This window comes from Candidatus Marifrigoribacter sp. Uisw_064 (assembly GCF_047730175.1).
Classification (GTDB): domain Bacteria; phylum Bacteroidota; class Bacteroidia; order Flavobacteriales; family Flavobacteriaceae; genus Marifrigoribacter.
In genome coordinates this window covers 1,697,364-1,714,787 of record NZ_CP159833.1, presented here as the reverse complement: position 1 = coordinate 1,714,787, position 17,424 = coordinate 1,697,364, and the positions used below count along the sequence as shown (strand labels likewise).

The following is a 17,424-nucleotide window of genomic DNA, read 5'->3' as shown; positions in this document are numbered from 1 at the left end:
ATTTTCCCATTCTCAAACCTCAAATTTATTTTATAGATTCAATTCGTAAAAAATTATTACGCTTGTCTATAACTTCATATGACCCAAATACCTTACTATCAATGCCTTATTGTTGATATTAGTTGGGTGCCATTGAAAGGGTTTTGGGCTATGTTATTCATTTACCCTTTTATCGAAATGTGCAATAAGTAACTCATTATAAGAAGGTTAATAGTTTAGGTGCTGTATTAGTAAAATGGTACTCTGGTAGTTAATTCTAGCAGAAGAATTACTTCACTAAACTCAGTCGTAGCCCTAAAGGCACAGGTTACTACACTAACAGCAGGGGAAGTCGCTGAAGTACGGTGGAAAGTTGATACTGGTGAAGTGAAACTTGATAACAGAACCCTATTATTGATTCGTTCTGACTATTAGTTGCTTTCAGTTACTAATGATTAAGTTTCCTGTAAATTAATGTTAATTGTGCATTATAATCGATAAAGTGCAAGAAAAATAGACGTAACGTTATTTTTTTAGTATATTGGCCTTCCCAAATATTAAAAACTTACTTATGAAAACTATTTTAAAATTCTTTATTGTACAGTTATTCTTATTGCCTTTAGGCAGTATTTATGCTCAAGTTGGTGTAGGAACAACAACACCTGATCTTTCTTCTGCTTTGGATATTTCTTCTACCAGTCAAGGGTTATTAATGCCAAGATTAACCACAACGCAAAGAGATGCAATAGTATCTCCAGCAAAGGGTCTAATAATTTATAATATTACATCAAATGATGGTGAATTAAATATTGGAAATCCCTCAACACCTAAATGGATAGGTATCAAAAGTCAAGAGACCCCTATGATGTATTCAGTTACTGAGGGAGCAGATGTTAGTACAGAATCCACTAGTGAATTACTGGTAACAGGCATGAATGTGTCTTGTGCTCCAGGTACTTACATCGCTTCATTTAATGCACAGCACACTGGCGTCGAAGGGCATGCATTTAGTTCAGACCAAGGCGTTCTTGATTTGGTCGATATATACGATGATTTAATAGCTTTACCTGGCGGTGTACCTCATGTTGTAGCTTTTGGTAGTGGTGAGGTTTTGACTCCGGGCGTCTATGACGTGACTGGAGCATTTTCGGTTACCGGATCACTTATATTGGACGGTGGTGGAGACTCAACTTCTCTTTTTGTAATAAGAGGTAATGGTGCATTTTCGGCTGCAGCGAATTCAAATATAATATTACAGGGAGAGGCCGAGGCTAGAAATATATTCTGGGTGTCGACTGACGCTATGACTATAAGCGCGTATTCATCAATGAAAGGAACCTTGGTTTCTAATGCTGGAGCTATTAATATGGCAGCCGATTCAAGCCTTAAAGGAAGGATGTTTACAAAGACAGGAGCAATAGGTGTAGGGTCGAATAGCGTTCTTACAATTCCATCTGGTGAATCTGTAATTGATTTAAGGAGTCTTTCATCATTTGTGATGTTTAGCACTAATGGTGCACTTACATCTGATGTAACTTCTATCATCACTGGAGATGTGGGGAATGGATTAGGAGATCTGACACTTGCAGGTGCACATTACGGGAATCAATACCCTGCAGGGACAGAACCGGTTACTGGAACTGAAATGACAACTTACTCTTTTTATCAAAATGGGGTTGAAATAGTTAATTCTAGTAGAATAATTAATTCACTTAGCTCAGTGGTATCTCTCCAAGCAATGTTAACTTTAACAGCACAAGAAGATGTTGAAGTAAGATGGAAAGTTGGAGCAGGTGAAGCTACGCTCGACAATAGAAACTTATCGTTGATTCGTTCTGAAAATTAATTGTTCCTATCTGCCAATCATATAGATTGGCTATGAAGAACATAATTTATAAGAAATTTTTTTAAGAATAACAGGTATAGATTATTAAACTAATGTTTAATAATCTATACCTGTTATTCTGTGTTTTATAATCTGCACGAGTTTCTAATGCCTCAACACAAAAGCTTATGGAGTAAATAAATTTAAGACAACTTTGCTTTTAAAAACTCTATGTCACCAAACGCTTTATTTGCAGCCGTTAATTTATTACTTCCCGAAGTACTCGTAAGTCATTTTGATTTAACCAAGCACGAGATTAAAGGCGAAGAGATACACTTCTATTTTACAGAACTGAACAATATTCCTGAAGAGTTTGCTAAGGTTACACTTCATTCTAAAGGTTTCTTTCCACAAGCAACTGTTCAAGATTTCCCCATACGAGGCAAGAACGTATATCTGTATATAACCAGACGCAGGTGGCTTAACGAAGTTACGGGCAAAGTAGTAACTAGGGATTGGGATTTAGTAGATATACTTCACAACGAGAATAATAAATAGCTTATGCGAAGAGGTAAAGGGTAGCCCTACCACGAGGTTTTATGACGCTTAACAAAAATACTCTTTACGCATTACATAACCACCTTATATGTATGGTGTTAGCTCCTGTTTTGTGGGGATAATGGTAACCAGCAAATTATTTATATGATGCCCTTGTAGTTAAGTCTGCAAGGGTGTTTATTTAGGGCATACCTTGGTTTCTTTTCACAACTAACCTGCATTCATTATATTTGACCAAACAATTTATATTATGAGAAAATAATCTACCTTTTTTTAACAGTACTTATCGTTGGGTGTAGTGGTGAGGATAGTAATGGTAATTCAACTAACAACACTAATAATGGTAACTACTTTTTTGAAGTTGAATTCGGGGGTGTAATAAATAGGGTGCAAGGTATTGGAGGGATTGAATCAATATTTCAACCAAATCAATGTTACGGAAGCACCTATGGTGTAACTTTATCAATTACTGATATTACTGCAGAGAATTACGTTTCTGGTCAAAATACGTATATAAATATGGGTTTTGATAATGCACAATTAGGAAGTAATAATGGTAATTTAGGTGTATTTCCAGGCAATGGGGGGTTTTATATTTTGGAGTATTTAGAATCAATTGGAGTAGGAAACCTTACCGCTTTTGTCGAAAATGGACCAATGTCTTGGTCTGATGGATATAGCCAACGCTATAAAATTTCTAACATCAACTTAACAGATCTAGGAACTTCAGGCGGAGAGACTATAAAGGGAACTTATGAACGTGTTTTATATTTTCAAGCAAATACAATTGCAGATTTTGATATTCCAGTCCCTATAAGAATAGAATTTAGTGCAATTAGACCATAACTAATTTAATAACTCCCTAAACCAAACTCTTGCAGAAATGGGAGGGTTTTTTTATAAACTATTTTTAAATATTATAAACCTAGAACCTCCAGGTAATATATCATCTCACGAAGACCTGCCCCAAAAGGAAAGTGATATTATTTAGATATGGGGGGTGTTATTACTACGGATTGGTAGGTCTAGTTTTTTTTGGGTTTTACTGTCAATTTTACTGTAAGTTTCAGCTGTTTTTGCTGTCAGTTTTGTGTATATCTGGCATCTAACCTTGTTAGTTTTTAAATAAAAAGTTAAGAATATCAACTGTTTAACACTCAACTAATACACTCTTAAACCCTTTGTATACTTGAGTGTACTGCATAAAAAAAAGAGTAACCATTTCTGATTACTCTTGTAGTAGATAACTCATTCGAAATATCGAACATTAGTTTTACCCCAGTAGACTTCTTGGAAGTTAATAAATCAATTCAATTAATTATTTAGATCCCTCAAAAAAGAATAGTTCCTCTATAGAAATCTTAAACAGCTTTGACATCTTAAATGCCGTGGGTAAACTTGGATCAAATTTTTCCTTTTCAATCGCGTTTATCGCTTGACGTGAAATACCAATTAAGTTGGCTAATTCTTCCTGTGTCAATTTTTGATTTTTTCTTAATTCCCTTAGTTTATTTTTCATCGAAATCTTTTTGAATTAACGATATTGGCAATAATGTATGAAAGTGAAATAAACATCATTAGATATTCGAATTCAGGTTCCTTCCCAATAATTCCAAAATCAAAAGAGACTTCATATGTTAGACCAACTATTACTGCTAAACCCAATGTAATGGCCATTGCTTCAAATTGAATTCTCTTTTGTAATTCGTCATAAGTCTTAAATAAATTTTTATTAGCGATTATCATACCTATTCCAATAGCAAAATTTATTATTAATCATATTATAGTGTATATTTTATTATCCCAAAGTGAGTTTTCTGCACCTGTTAAAATACCTAAACTTACTACCCATGCTAATGTCCATGCCAGCATAATTTTCTTTTGTTTTTTTTGATCTTTCATAATATTATTTTGTAATGTTTACTTTACAAGTATATGAAAAAATAAATAAATGTAAGGTTTTATTTACATTAAATATGTATTCATAAAAAAACGGCTACACTTTATAAAAGTATAACCGTTTTATTGTTTTAGTAGCGGGAACTGGACTCGAACCAGTGACCTTCGGGTTATGAGCCCGACGAGCTACCTACTGCTCTATCCCGCGATATATCATATCTTTTCAAGCAACCTTTGGATTTTATTCCGATGGGCAAACTATCTGGGCTAAGCCCTCGATATGGATGTTCAAAATACTCAACTTAGCTTTTAACTTTCGGTTCATAATGCCGACAGAAATATTTCGGACTGCAAAGATACAATGGTTTTCAAAAACTACAAGGACTTTTTTTAATAAATTTATTGTTCAATGTTATTTGCTTCAAAACTTGAGATTTCGCCTTCTAAAAACTGTACAGAAACTTCAATTGGGTTGCAACAAACCTCACAATCTTCAATGTATTTTTGAAAAACAACCGAATCATCTAACAACATCGATATGTCCTCCCAACAATAAGGACATTGAAATTCCTGTGCGATCATTCTTGATTTATAGCATCTAATTGTTCAGTAACAACTTCCCAATCTCCCATCAACTTATTCACTTTGTCTTTCTTTGCTTGATAACTATCAAAGAAATTTTCTTTTGCGATGGTTGCTTCATAATTAATAGAAAGCTCTACATCAATCTCTTTAATTTCCTTTTCTAAGCTCGTAATAGTAGATTCTATTTTACTCAGTCTATTGGCAAGTGACTTTTGCTTTTTCTGATTTTGATACGATTCTTTACTCGAAACTGATTTTTTCTGCGTTTCAGATTTGATTACGGTTCTTTTTTCAGCTTCGCGCATGTTCTGAAGATTTCGCTCCTCTAAGAAGAAATCAATATCACCTATATATTCTTTTATTTTATGGTCTTTAAACTCATAAATCTTATCGGTTAATCCTTGTAGAAAATCACGATCGTGAGAAACCAACAATAACGTTCCTTCAAACTTTCGCAATGCTTCTTTTAATACATTCTTCGATTTTATATCTAAATGGTTGGTAGGCTCATCCATTACCAACACATTTAAAGGCTGCAATAATAATTTTGCTAATGCCAATCTGTTTCGTTCTCCCCCACTTAACACTCTTACAAATTTATCTACATCATCTCCTCTAAATAGAAAAGAACCTAAGATATCTCTTACCCTACTACGATTCTTCTCATTAGCAGCATCAATCATCGTATCTAAAACCGTTTTAGTGCCATCTAGATAATCGGCTTGGTTTTGTGCGAAATAAGCAATTTGAACATTATGCCCCAGCTTTAATGCTCCTCCATAAGAAATTTCATCCACAATTATTTTTGCCAATGTTGATTTTCCTTGACCATTCTGCCCAACAAATGCAATCTTACTATCTCTTTCAACCAAAAGATCAACTCCTCTTAGCACTTCTTTTTCGCCATAATTTTTTGAAATCTTTTCAGCTTCTATTACCACTTTACCTGGAACAATAGAAACTGGAAAATTTAAAGTCATTACGCTATTATCGTCTTCATCTACTTCAATGCGATCAATTTTGTCTAACTTTTTAATTAAAGATTGAGCCATGGTAGCTTTACTAGCCTTTGCTCGAAACTTTGAAATTAATTTCTCTGTCTGATCAATTTGCTTTTGCTGATTTTTTTGAGAAGCCAATTGTTGTTCCCTTAATTCTTGACGCTGAATCAAGTATTTTGAATAAGGTTTATTGTAATCGTAAATCTTTCCTAAAGAAATCTCAATCGTACGATTGGTTATATTATCTAGGAACATTTTATCATGCGAAACAACTACAACCGCTCCTATATAATTTTTTAAAAAATCTTCTATCCAAAGGATGGATTCTATATCCAAGTGATTGGTAGGCTCATCGAGAAGCAATATATCGTTGTTCTGAAGCAATAACTTCGCCAATTCGATACGCATACGCCATCCACCAGAAAAAGTCTCTGTAAGCTTATTAAAATCCTCCCTTAAGAATCCTAGTCCTTGTAAGATACGCTCTGTTTCCCCTTGATAATTATAACCCCCATGAATTTCATATTGATGCTGAATTTCATTGAGATCAATCATTAATTGATTATAGCTTTCACTTTCGTAATCGGTTCTTTCAGCTAACTGAGTATTAATTTGCTCTAATTGTAACTCTAAAGATTTGATTTCAACAAAGGCTTCGTACGATTCTTCTAGGACAGTACGTCCTTTATCAAAATCGATATCCTGTTTTAAAAACCCAATAGAAGTCTCCTTATCGGTGGCAATAGAGCCCTCATCATATTCTTGCTCTCCAGAAATAATTTTCAGAAGGGTTGACTTTCCAGCACCGTTTTTCCCTACCAATCCTACTCGAGTACCAGCACCCAATTGAAAGGTGATTTTTTCGAACAAATAGTCTCCTTGAAATGAAACAGAAAGATTATGAATATTAAGCATGTACTATAAAATTTTTGCAAAGATGCTTAAAATTTTTATATCGAAGGGAATGATTTTTAAGAGTCTTTTAGTATTTATAATACCTTTGTATATTAATCTCTTTATCTAGGGTTTCACCACACTCTAAATGACGATATAATCGTTGTGATAAGGAAGGAGAAGAAATTATTCCTCGGGTGCCTAAACCGCTAAAAAAAACTTTTTTATTAGACGCATTCAACGTCCCCAGTAAAGGACGCCTATCTTTTGTAGTAGGACGAATCCCAGCTATCTGCGAAACCACTTCATAAGGAGCTGTAATAACTTTTTCAAAATTCTTCATCAACTCCTCCTTCGCGGACCCTGTGGTTTCATACGAAATATCTTCGCGATCATATGTAGCTCCCACTTTATAGAGATCATTTCCAAGTGAAATAATAAATATGGAGGATTTAAGCATGGCATGAAATTGAAGGCCTGGCACTTTAACTACTATAAACTCGCCTTTATTAGGGATTAATAATTCCTTCGGAAAAAATGGATTGTTACGTACCGAAGCTCCTTCTGCAAAAACAATTTTTTTAGCTGAAATACCTTTGTACTGAACGGACTCTTCTGTTTCAGATAACTTTGAATACTCAAAAGTTTCAGAACTATAGCTTTTTATTCTCTGAAGGTATTCTCTATACTTCTCTATTAACAATTCTGAAAAAACTCTCGCTGTTTGATTTACTTTTCCGAAGCCAAAAGGAGCATTTATACTTGGATTGGTATTTTTTACAATCTCTGGATGAAGAAAAGATTTTAGTTCATTTTTATCACTAGCCACCATCCAATTATTCTGCTCTTCGACATTATTAAATATGCGATACATCGGATATTCTTCTAGTACGGGCGCATGTAGTTTTTCTGAAAGTTTTTTATAAAAAGGAAATGCTGTTGAAATATGCTCTTTCGCATTCCACACCGGCGTAAATCTTTTAAGTACTAAAGGGTTTATAACTCCCGCTGAAATTAATGTTGAAGATTTTTTACCATCGTCAAAAACAATAAACGTTTTCTTATTTTTAATTAATTGCTCGCAAAATGAAAGGCCTGCAATACCTAATCCAACAACGATGTAATCGACTTCTTTCATAGCACAAAAGTAAAAAACCCTGAAGGTTTAGCTTCAGGGTTTTTAATATATTATTAGAATATTAATCAATTAATAATTCCACAAATCAATTTCGATATTTCTAATTTTTTCACGGATACGATCCGATTCCAATAATTGCATTAAAGCATTATCATTAATATACTCTTTAACACCACGGTCACCTAGCTCATTATCTTCTTTATAAACTAAAGCGCTAAAACGTCTTGAGTTTAATAAATGGTCATAGGTAATAGGTTGCGAAGTATTTTTTCTATTAAATGCTTTTGCTTCATGTAGAACTTCACGAGTTGATGGATACCAAATCCAGAATAATTCCACTTTACTATCTAATCCGTCATCCGGAAATGCTTTAGCACGTGCTTCATTCGCAACAGGACAAATTCCTAGTAAACGATATTTAAGCTCCCCTTGACGCTTGTCAAGAAACCAATATCCACGAATACGCCATTCTTCAACATCACCAGCATCCAATGTAAATCTTCTTACATATTGAGGGTCTAGAGGTTCACCTGCATTTACTTGATCAATACCTGCATCTGTAGTATCTGAATACACTAAAGAAGCTTCAATATCTTTCATCGTTCTTTTTTCAGTAAAATAAGAATCAGCATACACATGCTCTATTTTTCCATTTGTAATGTTTTTTACTAAAACATCATATAAAGAACGTCTCTCTGCACCAATGTTATTAGTGTCTATTGGATAATATAAAGGAAAGTTTACACGTTCATCTAGATCGATAATTTCCCAAGTAGTTTTAGACCATAAAACATCACGATCATCAACAAAGCCATAAGGCAATGGTTGATCGTTATCATAAGCGATCTGATCTTCTGTCTTCACACCTATTTCATCCGGTGTTTTTGCATTAAGGATATTGATCTGTGCTGTAGCACTAAAACCAATCAATAATACAAATACACTTAAAAATACATTTCTAACATTCATAAAAATAGATTTTATTCTAGTTTGTTAATTCAACAAATACAGGAGATATTTTCTTTAATATATATCCTGAGTTTGTAGCTATATTGGCAGTGATATCAAAAATTTGAACCGCTTCACCACGCTTCGCTCTTTTAAGAGCTCCTTTTGCTTGAGAATTTAATTTTCTACCACTTACTTTAACAGTAGGCTGTCCAGAAACTTTAAAGCTAAATCCTGTTACATTCAATTTTAAATCGAAATCAAAATCAATTAAGGCAGCACCTACACTTGAAATTTCAAGTCCTTGGCGTTGCATACGTACTGGACCTCCACCTCCATCTTCACCACGAATGGTTCCTGTTGGACGAGGAATATCTTTAATACGGAATACTGAGTTTGAACTTACTCTTTGACCATCTGGTAATGTACCACTAGCAGTAATTGTAACTTCTCTTCCTGTTCCAGGGCTCATATTATATTTACTTCCTGAAGCCTTTGCAAGGCCTGCACCAGAAGCTGATACTTTACTATCTGGAATACCTGGAATTGAAATAGTCATTGGATTAACAACACCTCTATACACTACATTCATTTTATCTGCAGCAATTACAGCAGAATTAGGCTTAGAGATTGTTGCAAAAGAACTATTTACAGGAACTTCTGTTTCTTCTCCACCTTCACCATAATAAAGGAATCCTTCAATTTTATGATCTCCAGGAGCACCGGCACCTATATTAAGAACTACTTTACCACCTTGAAGTGTAAATTGATTTTCTGTTAATTTTCTACCATCTAATGTAAGTTCAACTCTTTTTGGAACTGTACTTGCGTCTGTACGACCTAATACAATAGCTCCCTCAAATTTCTCGCCAGAATAGTAAGCAGATTTTGAAGTTTCCATTAAAGTAGAGTAGTTACTAAATGATAATGCCGCAGCTTGTTGCCCTGCTAACATTTTTGAAAGTAATTCACTTTTAGTAATCTTAATATCAGACTGTAACTGAGTCAGTTTAGTCATAGATGCTACCAAAGGAAAGCCTTCGTAATTGTAATTAAGGTATGGTATTTTTTTACCATCTCTTCTTGTTACTTCTCCAGTTCCAAAATTAGATTCAATAGACTTTTTAATATCTTCTATTCCTTGAACTTTAGCTAAAGCTGTATCAGATAAAATTGTTGTCATTTCGGTGCGATATCCATTGACTTTGTCTACAAATAATTGACCTCCTTCTTCAAGTTTACCATTGCCGAAAAATAATTTATCTAAGAAATCAGCTTGGTCTTGAACTTCGTAATCATCAATATCATCAGCTTTAACTGTTGCCATCATTTCTGTTTTGATTGATTCTAAATATGAATCTAAATCATTAGAAATAGAAGCAACCTCATCTGCTTTTGCTTTTACTGCAGCATATTGCTCAGGTTCATCTGAAGCCTTCGTAGCTAAGCTTTCCATAAATGAATTATTTCTTGCTGTTGCCGCTACATTGCCTTCCGTAATTTTCTCGTTTAATAAACCAAAAGCAGATAATACTTCTTTTGACATATTTAGTGCTAGCATAGCGATAAAAACCAGGTACATTAGGTTAATCATCTTCTGCCTTGGGGATAGTTTGCCTCCTGCCATTTTACTTTTCTTTTTTAAGAATTAATAATTTAATTACAGTATATAACTATCTTAGTTTTTACCACTCATAGCTGACAACATTCCGCCATATACTCCATTTAATGAAGATAGACTTGTTGCTAGATGTTCCATTTGTTGTTTTAATTGCTCCGCATTTTCAGCAACTCTTTCATTTACTTCAGTTTGACGGCTTGTAGATTCAACTTGAACTTTATATAAGCTATTTAAAGATTCCATTTGTGCAGCTGCCATTGCCATTTCCTCACTATACTTTTTAGTAGAGTTCATTGCTTCAGAAATAGGCGCGATACTTTTAGAAGCACCTTCAAAAGAACGAATGCTTTCACTTAAGCTGTTCATCATTTCTCCATCTATTCTAGCATCTTTAAGCATTTCATCTAATTTTCCAGACAAAATTCCTTGAGCATCTTGTGACTCTTTTTTGTTCATTCCCATTCCTCCTGCTAATTCAGGATATACTAAAGACCAATCTAAATCATCATCAACTGGTTCGAATGCTGATATAGCAAAAATTATTGCTTCTGTGATTAATCCTACTGCTAATAAAAATCCTCCGTCCAAATTCATGAACCCTATGTTAATTTCCCAGTGAAGAATTTTGAATAAAGCTCCTAAAATTACAATAGATGCTCCTAGCCCGTAAGCCATATTAAATAGTTTCTTAGATGATCTTGATTGTGCCATAATACAATGTTTTTTTTTAAGTTAAGTTAAGTTTTGCAATTATCGTTTAATAAATTAATTGGGTTAAAATTATCGTGCGTCTCCTAGTTTATCATTTAACGTCACATCAGTTCCCATATAGTCTTGCACAGTTCTAAAGCCAATATAGCTTCTTGCAGAATCTGCATATTCGTAATCTCGAGAACTTACTTGTAAGAAATAAGCAACATCTTTCCAAGAACCACCACGTACTACTTTACGCATGTTATCTTTATCATTTACACTTGGATTCATACTGGATGTATACTCATAAGATGATGGAGCATAAGAGCCTTCAACCCATTCAGATACATTTCCTGCCATATTATACAAGTTGTAATCATTTGGTTCGTAAGCATCTGCTTCTACCGTATATAATGCTTGATCGGCAGCATAATCTCCACGTAAAGGTTTAAAGTTTGCATTAAAACAACCTCTGTCATTTTTAGCATAAGGTCCACCCCAAGGGAATGTTGCTGATTCTAATCCACCACGCGCTGCATACTCCCATTCTGCTTCACTTGGAAGTCTAAATGAATTGATATACTGACGTTTTTTAGATTTTAGGTACGAATTTTTATAAAGAGTTCTCCAAGCACAAAATGCTTTTGCTTGTTTCCAAGTAATACCAACTACAGGATATTCACCATAAGCTTCATGCCAGAAATAATCATTGTGCATTGGCTCGTTATAAGAATAATTGAAATCTGTAATCCAAACAGTGGTATCTGGATAAATATTTACTTCTTCTTTGATTAAGAAATCTTTTCTTCTTTTTACTTTATCTCTTGCTGCTGACCCAATATCCATGTAGGTATATTGAAAGTTTAATTTTGTAACATCAATAGTGCGCTGACCATTGTATGCTTCTTCAGCTGGGATATACATAGAATCCATTACTTCACTGTAATATTCATCTGGATATTCCTGAGCATCTGCAAGTAAATCTACATCACGGTTAATTTTTCTACCTGCGTAGAAATCTTCTCCCATACCATAGTAATTATCATAATTGTACTGATCCCAAGCACTCATTTCTTCATTTTCCTGATCAACAAATGCAAAGTCTCCAATTCCTTCATCACCAGGTGTAGCTCCTACTTCATCAGCAAGTACTGCAAGTTTAAGACGAATTGTTGAGTCTTTTACCCAATTTACGAATTGACGGTATTCAGCATTCGTGATTTCGGTTTCATCCATATAGAATGATCGTACGGTAACGGTTTTTGTTGGTGCATCATTTACAGCAACAAAATCATCGTCAGATTTCCCCATGATGAATGACCCACCAGGGATAAGTGTCATACCAAAAGGTTTTTCGGGATGCCAATTTTTACCTTTAGCTCCAATAAGCTCTCCTCTGTCTCCGCCAGAGTTACAACTAGCCAAAAAGGCAATAATCGCAGTTAATGCAATAAACTTCTTCATAGGTATTTAGGTTAAATTATCGAGATTCAAGGGCGTAAACCTATTTATAAAATTTTTAAAAAACAACATATTTCTTAAAAAACCCTTAAACTCAAATTTATTCGTTCGTTGGTTATACTTCATTTTTACGACGGGCTTTATACCATCGTTCAGGTATTTCCTGATTGCATGCACTCAAATATTCGCCATAAGTGCAAGGTAATAACGTTTTACTTTTTAATTTATTATTAACATTTAAAATAAATGGCAATTCTAACCACCATCTCCCAGTTTTATTGCTCTTTTTAAACAATAAAATTTCATCATCAACAATAACTTTATATGTTGTATAGTGTTTCTCATCGCTAAAATCGTCATCTTTAACTCTAAAATTGACGCCTTCAATAAAATACCAGAAAATTTGTGCTATTAACATAGCAGCATTATCTATATCAACTAAATTTTTTACTTCATACACTCCAAATGAGGAAACTTTATTACTTATTCCTGCATATCGAGCAATTGCACATATTTCTTTGCCATCAAATCCATTTGGACTAAACTTGCTTTTATAACTTAATTCTGAGCTTTTTATTGCACCAATATCAATACTTACTAGATCAGCATTTCTAAATATGGGCTCTACTTTAGTAATTTCTGCTGAAATTTCCCCCAATCTATACGCATCGAAGTATAATTTGTCCATTAAAGCTATTTCTTCAGGCGGGTTAAAATAAGATTGATACCCTATAACGCTATAATTAAAAAGATTATAAGGCTTGTCTACTATTAATTTCCCTACATAAGAAACATTTGAAATTGGTCGATCTGCATCACCTAGATCAAATCTACTGTCCACATTTACAATATTCAACATTGAACCAAAACTATCGTAAGAACGGTATTGACCCATCACTAAATCTTGACTCCCTCCTAAAATTAGAGGTATTATTTTAAACTTAATTAATTCATTAATTACGGCACGCATTGCAAAATAGGTGTCTTTAACAGTTTCACCTTTTTCAATATCTCCTAAATCTGCGATTTTATATTTCCAATTTCCCGCATATAAAGAATAGAATGCTTTCCGGCAGGAATCGAAATTTATCTCTTCCCCCATATAATCCTCATCATTCCTATTTTCTTTGACACCAAGTATCGCAAACTTTACTTTTTCTAAGGCAGGTAATTCTCCTTTTTCAGAATAAGGTAATATTTGTTTACCAAGTACTCCTTCAGATAGTACTTCTCTATGAGCTATTACAGCTTTAGAAACTGGTGTAAGAAAATCAATCATTATTTTTTCTTAGCCGTTGCTTTTTTTCTAGTTTTCTTTTTCGGCGCATTCTTTTCAAGAATCTCTAAGGCTTGTTCTAGCGTCATTTTTTCCGCTTTTGTAGTTTTGGGTAGTTCAACCTTTGTTTTTCCTTTAATTAGATTAAAACGCCCCCAACGAGCCTTTTCTAGACGAATTCCTTCTTCAGACCAATCATGAATTAACTTATCAATTTCTTTTTGCTTTTTAGTTTCAATAAGCTCAATAATATCAGCATCCGATAAACTTTCGAAATCGTATTTCTTATTTACATTAATAAACATATTGTTCCATTTAATAAATGGACCAAATCGACCGGTACCTTTTTGGACTGGCAAGTCTTCGTAGATGTAAATAGGAGCATCAGCTTTTTTCTTTTCTTCAATAAGCTCGATTGCCATATCCATATCTACTTCTAAAGGATCCATACCCTTAGGAAGTGAAATAAATTTTTTATCGTATTTTACATAGGGACCAAAACGGCCATTATTCACCTCTATTTCGAATTCATCATAGGTTCCTAAAGACTTAGGCAACTTAAATAAGTCCATTACTTCTTCAAAAGTAATTTGATGCAATTGTTGATCGGGTCTTAAGCTTGCAAACTTCTTTTCTTCATCTTCAGGGCTTCCTATTTGCGCCATCGCTCCGTACCTTCCTAATCTTACCAGCACCACTTTTCCTGAAACAGGATCATTTCCTAAAATACGTTCACCACTTTCCCTGTCAGCATTTTCGGTCACATTTTCAACCTGAGGATGAAAATCTTTATAGAAATCCTTCATCATTGCCTTCCAAGAAGATTTTCCTTCGGCTATATCATCAAAATCCTGCTCTACTTTTGCAGTAAAATTATAATCTAGAATCGTAGAAAAGTGCTCTACTAAAAAGTCGCAAACAATTAAACCAATGTCTGTTGGAACTAATTTTCCTTTGTCAGAACCAATGACTTCAGTCAGATTATTCACTTTAATTTCATCTTCAAGTACCAACTGAATGTACTTACGTTCTACTCCTTCAATTGTACCTTTTTCCACATAATTTCTATTAATAATAGTAGAAATAGTTGGTGCATATGTAGACGGCCTTCCAATTCCTAATTCTTCCATTTGTTTTACTAAAGAAGCTTCTGTAAATCGATATGGCGGACGTGAAAATCGTTGTGTTGCTGTGATATAATTTTTCTGAAGTGAATCTCCCACCGTAAGTTTTGGAAGCATTCCTTCTTGTTCCTCATCTTCTAAATCGGTTCCTTCTAAATATACTTTCAAGAAACCATCAAATTTTATCATTTCTCCATTAGCTACAAATTGCTCTGAAACACTTTCAGTTGAATGGATATCAATTTTTACATTGGTACGCTCTATTTGGGCATCGCTCATTTGAGAAGCAATAGTACGTTTCCAAATTAAATTATATAAACGTTCTTGGTCATAATCACCACTAATTGTTTGACGTGAAAGATCGGTAGGTCGAATCGCCTCATGCGCTTCTTGAGCTCCTTTAGATTTTCCTTTATAATCTCTTGGGTTGCTATATTCTTTTCCGTAGTTATCTGTAATTGCTTCTACTGCTGCTGCTTTAGCATCATTAGAAAGGTTTACACTATCGGTTCTCATATAGGTTATAAAACCAGCTTCATACAATCGTTGTGCAACTGTCATGGTTTTTCCTACTGAAAAATATAACTTTCTAGAAGCTTCTTGCTGAAGCGTAGAAGTTGTAAATGGAGCCGCTGGTGATTTCTTCGCTGGCTTTTTTAATAAATTTGAAATTTTATAATTAGCCTGAAGGTTTTTTCTTAAAAAATCGTGTGCTTCAGATTCTGTTGTAAAATTCTTAGGAAGCTTTGCTTTAAAACTATTCCCTTCTTTAGAAGTAAATTCAGCAATAACTCTAAAAGATGCAACTGGAGTAAAAGCCTCAATTTGACGTTCTCTTTCAACAATTAACCGAACTGCAACAGATTGTACTCTACCTGCGGAAAGTCCTCCTTTTACTTTTCTCCATAACACTGGAGAAAGTTCATACCCAACTAAACGATCTAATACTCGACGTGCTTGTTGTGCATCTACAAGATCATAGTTTATCTTTCTTGGGTTTTCTATAGCATGTAGTATTGCAGTTTTAGTTATTTCATGAAAAACAATACGTTTCGTATTACTCTCATCTAATTCTAATGTTTCTGATAAGTGCCATGCAATTGCTTCTCCTTCTCGATCCTCATCACTCGCTAGCCAAATCATTTCTGCTTTGCTAGATAATGCTTTTAAATCTTTTACTAAACTTTTCTTTTCAGAAGGTATTATATATTTAGGAGTGAAATCACCATCAACGTCGACACCTAATTCCTTAGAAGGAAGATCAGATATATGTCCGAAACTTGAAGTAACTTTAAAATCTTTTCCTAGGAATTTTTCAATAGTTTTTGCTTTCGCAGGAGACTCAACAATTACTAAATTCTTTGCCATGATTTAATTTGTTTGGGGTACAAAAGTATCTTTTTTTTTTAATTCACAAGCCTATTTGTATTTTTTCGTGTTTAAACAATTGCCCAAAGCGTAGTATTTCAGAAGAATTTTAGAACTCTATTTCATCTGTTTCATCCTCAAAACCAACGGTATGTTTGTATAAATAATAAATAGGTATATGAACAAAATAAGCTGTAAAAAGTATCCCTATAAAACAAAGTAATATACCAACCTGAGCTATTAATGAGGCAATAATCAATAATCCAAAAGTAACCAGCCAATACTTATTTCCAAGCTTAAAACTTGCTCGAATTAATTCAGAAACAGATAGCTTTTCATTAAAGGCAAAAATGACCTGTAATAAATGTAAGGGTACCATTACATAAAATAAAGGTAAATAACACAAAACAAATGCTGCAACTGTAATTAAAAAGATGGCTATTGATAATAAAATGACTTTTATTAAATTTTTTCCTTTCAGAAAACAAAATAGCTTCCTGTTTTTTCAGGCAATCCAGTATCTGCTTTTTTACACACTCGAAAAAATGAGCGATCATTCCAAAGTTTAAGCTTTATATTATAAAAGTCACAATAAACAAAACGAAACAATAAATTACAATCCAAAGTATAGGTGGCTCAAAGTTATTTCCATAATAATCATTTACACTATGATATCCAGGTCCATCAAATCCTCCCCTAAGACTGACCATTATTAATAGAGGCACATAAATTAAAAGTATCAAAGGAATGGCGATAGCCATAGTAATGAGTACATGATACACGGCTTCTTTCCTAACTTTTTTGAAAAGCTCAAAGCTTTTCGATAATATACCTGAAAAATCGGGTTTAGCCTCTTCTTCAATTCTGTGAAAAATATCTTTTTTCATCTTTATTCATTAGTTTGTTGAATTAAAATTTACGAAAAATATATCTGACATTTTGTCATAATAACTATAATAATCGTATCTTCGCATGTTAATTGACATAGTTTAAATAATAAGATTTCTGCTGAAGATTATATGGAGCATTAACGAATTCAAAATATATTTTGATT

At 33.7% G+C, this 17,424-nt stretch carries 16 protein-coding genes and 1 tRNA gene; 3 read left to right on the top strand and 14 right to left on the bottom strand.

Going from position 1 to position 17,424, the window contains the following annotated elements:
- Nucleotides 1-550: 550 nt before the first annotated feature.
- The 3 genes from ABXT64_RS07720 (at nucleotide 551) to ABXT64_RS07710 (ending at nucleotide 3,208) form a co-directional block, all read left to right on the top strand.
- Nucleotides 551-1,825 (top strand): ice-binding family protein, encoded by a 1,275-nt coding sequence (locus tag ABXT64_RS07720; RefSeq protein ID WP_443632353.1) that lies wholly within the window; start codon nucleotides 551-553, stop codon nucleotides 1,823-1,825.
- Nucleotides 1,826-2,035: 210 nt separating this feature from the next.
- Nucleotides 2,036-2,362 (top strand): ISAon1 family transposase N-terminal region protein, encoded by a 327-nt coding sequence (locus ABXT64_RS07715; protein ID WP_443632352.1) that lies wholly within the window; start codon nucleotides 2,036-2,038, stop codon nucleotides 2,360-2,362.
- 387 nt (nucleotides 2,363-2,749) lie between these two features.
- A complete protein-coding gene (locus tag ABXT64_RS07710) occupies nucleotides 2,750-3,208 on the top strand; it encodes a hypothetical protein (RefSeq protein ID WP_443632351.1) in 459 nt (152 codons plus the stop codon).
- A gap of 472 nt (nucleotides 3,209-3,680) precedes the next feature.
- Here the strand turns inward: ABXT64_RS07710 and ABXT64_RS07705 are convergent, their stop codons facing one another.
- The 14 genes from ABXT64_RS07705 to ABXT64_RS07640 all read right to left on the bottom strand — a co-directional run bounded on the left by ABXT64_RS07705 (nucleotide 3,681) and on the right by ABXT64_RS07640 (nucleotide 17,257).
- Nucleotides 3,681-3,881, bottom strand: a complete 201-nt coding sequence (locus ABXT64_RS07705; protein WP_443632350.1) for a helix-turn-helix transcriptional regulator — start codon at nucleotides 3,879-3,881, stop codon at nucleotides 3,681-3,683.
- A gap of 257 nt (nucleotides 3,882-4,138) precedes the next feature.
- A complete protein-coding gene (locus ABXT64_RS07700) occupies nucleotides 4,139-4,264 on the bottom strand; it encodes a hypothetical protein (RefSeq protein WP_443632349.1) in 126 nt (41 codons plus the stop codon).
- A gap of 132 nt (nucleotides 4,265-4,396) precedes the next feature.
- Nucleotides 4,397-4,469, bottom strand: a tRNA-Met gene (locus ABXT64_RS07695).
- 191 nt (nucleotides 4,470-4,660) lie between these two features.
- Entirely contained in the window at nucleotides 4,661-4,843 is a 183-nt protein-coding gene (locus tag ABXT64_RS07690) for a CPXCG motif-containing cysteine-rich protein (RefSeq protein ID WP_443632348.1), read from the bottom strand.
- Nucleotides 4,840-6,762 carry a ribosomal protection-like ABC-F family protein gene (gene abc-f / locus ABXT64_RS07685; protein ID WP_443632347.1) on the bottom strand — a complete coding sequence of 641 codons (1,923 nt, stop codon included), beginning with the start codon at nucleotides 6,760-6,762 and terminating at the stop codon, nucleotides 4,840-4,842. The genes ABXT64_RS07690 and abc-f overlap by 4 nt, the downstream gene beginning before the upstream one ends.
- Nucleotides 6,763-6,829: 67 nt before the next feature.
- Nucleotides 6,830-7,879 carry an NAD(P)/FAD-dependent oxidoreductase gene (locus ABXT64_RS07680; RefSeq protein WP_443632346.1) on the bottom strand — a complete coding sequence of 350 codons (1,050 nt, stop codon included), beginning with the start codon at nucleotides 7,877-7,879 and terminating at the stop codon, nucleotides 6,830-6,832.
- 69 nt (nucleotides 7,880-7,948) lie between these two features.
- Nucleotides 7,949-8,848 carry a type IX secretion system ring protein PorN/GldN gene (porN, locus tag ABXT64_RS07675; protein WP_443632345.1) on the bottom strand — a complete coding sequence of 300 codons (900 nt, stop codon included), beginning with the start codon at nucleotides 8,846-8,848 and terminating at the stop codon, nucleotides 7,949-7,951.
- A gap of 16 nt (nucleotides 8,849-8,864) precedes the next feature.
- Nucleotides 8,865-10,454 (bottom strand): type IX secretion system motor protein PorM/GldM, encoded by a 1,590-nt coding sequence (porM, locus tag ABXT64_RS07670; RefSeq protein WP_443632344.1) that lies wholly within the window; start codon nucleotides 10,452-10,454, stop codon nucleotides 8,865-8,867.
- Nucleotides 10,455-10,505: 51 nt separating this feature from the next.
- Nucleotides 10,506-11,159, bottom strand: coding sequence for a type IX secretion system motor protein PorL/GldL (gene porL, locus ABXT64_RS07665; protein WP_443632343.1), 654 nt, complete (start codon nucleotides 11,157-11,159; stop codon nucleotides 10,506-10,508).
- A 69-nt stretch (nucleotides 11,160-11,228) separates the two neighbouring features.
- Nucleotides 11,229-12,605: a type IX secretion system lipoprotein PorK/GldK gene (porK, locus tag ABXT64_RS07660; RefSeq protein ID WP_443632342.1), complete on the bottom strand. Its 1,377-nt coding sequence runs from the start codon at nucleotides 12,603-12,605 to the stop codon at nucleotides 11,229-11,231.
- 112 nt (nucleotides 12,606-12,717) lie between these two features.
- The gene (locus ABXT64_RS07655; RefSeq protein ID WP_443632341.1) at nucleotides 12,718-13,881 is read right to left on the bottom strand and encodes a formimidoylglutamase; all 1,164 of its coding nucleotides are present in this window, start codon (nucleotides 13,879-13,881) and stop codon (nucleotides 12,718-12,720) included.
- On the bottom strand, nucleotides 13,881-16,370 hold the full coding sequence (gene topA / locus ABXT64_RS07650; protein WP_443632340.1) for a type I DNA topoisomerase: 2,490 nt from the start codon (nucleotides 16,368-16,370) through the stop codon (nucleotides 13,881-13,883). Before topA ends, ABXT64_RS07655 begins: the two co-directional genes overlap by 1 nt.
- Nucleotides 16,371-16,479: 109 nt before the next feature.
- Nucleotides 16,480-16,749: a hypothetical protein gene (locus ABXT64_RS07645; RefSeq protein ID WP_443632339.1), complete on the bottom strand. Its 270-nt coding sequence runs from the start codon at nucleotides 16,747-16,749 to the stop codon at nucleotides 16,480-16,482.
- Between the two features lie 193 nt (nucleotides 16,750-16,942).
- The gene (locus ABXT64_RS07640; protein WP_443632338.1) at nucleotides 16,943-17,257 is read right to left on the bottom strand and encodes a hypothetical protein; all 315 of its coding nucleotides are present in this window, start codon (nucleotides 17,255-17,257) and stop codon (nucleotides 16,943-16,945) included.
- Between the last annotated feature and the right edge of the window lie 167 nt (nucleotides 17,258-17,424).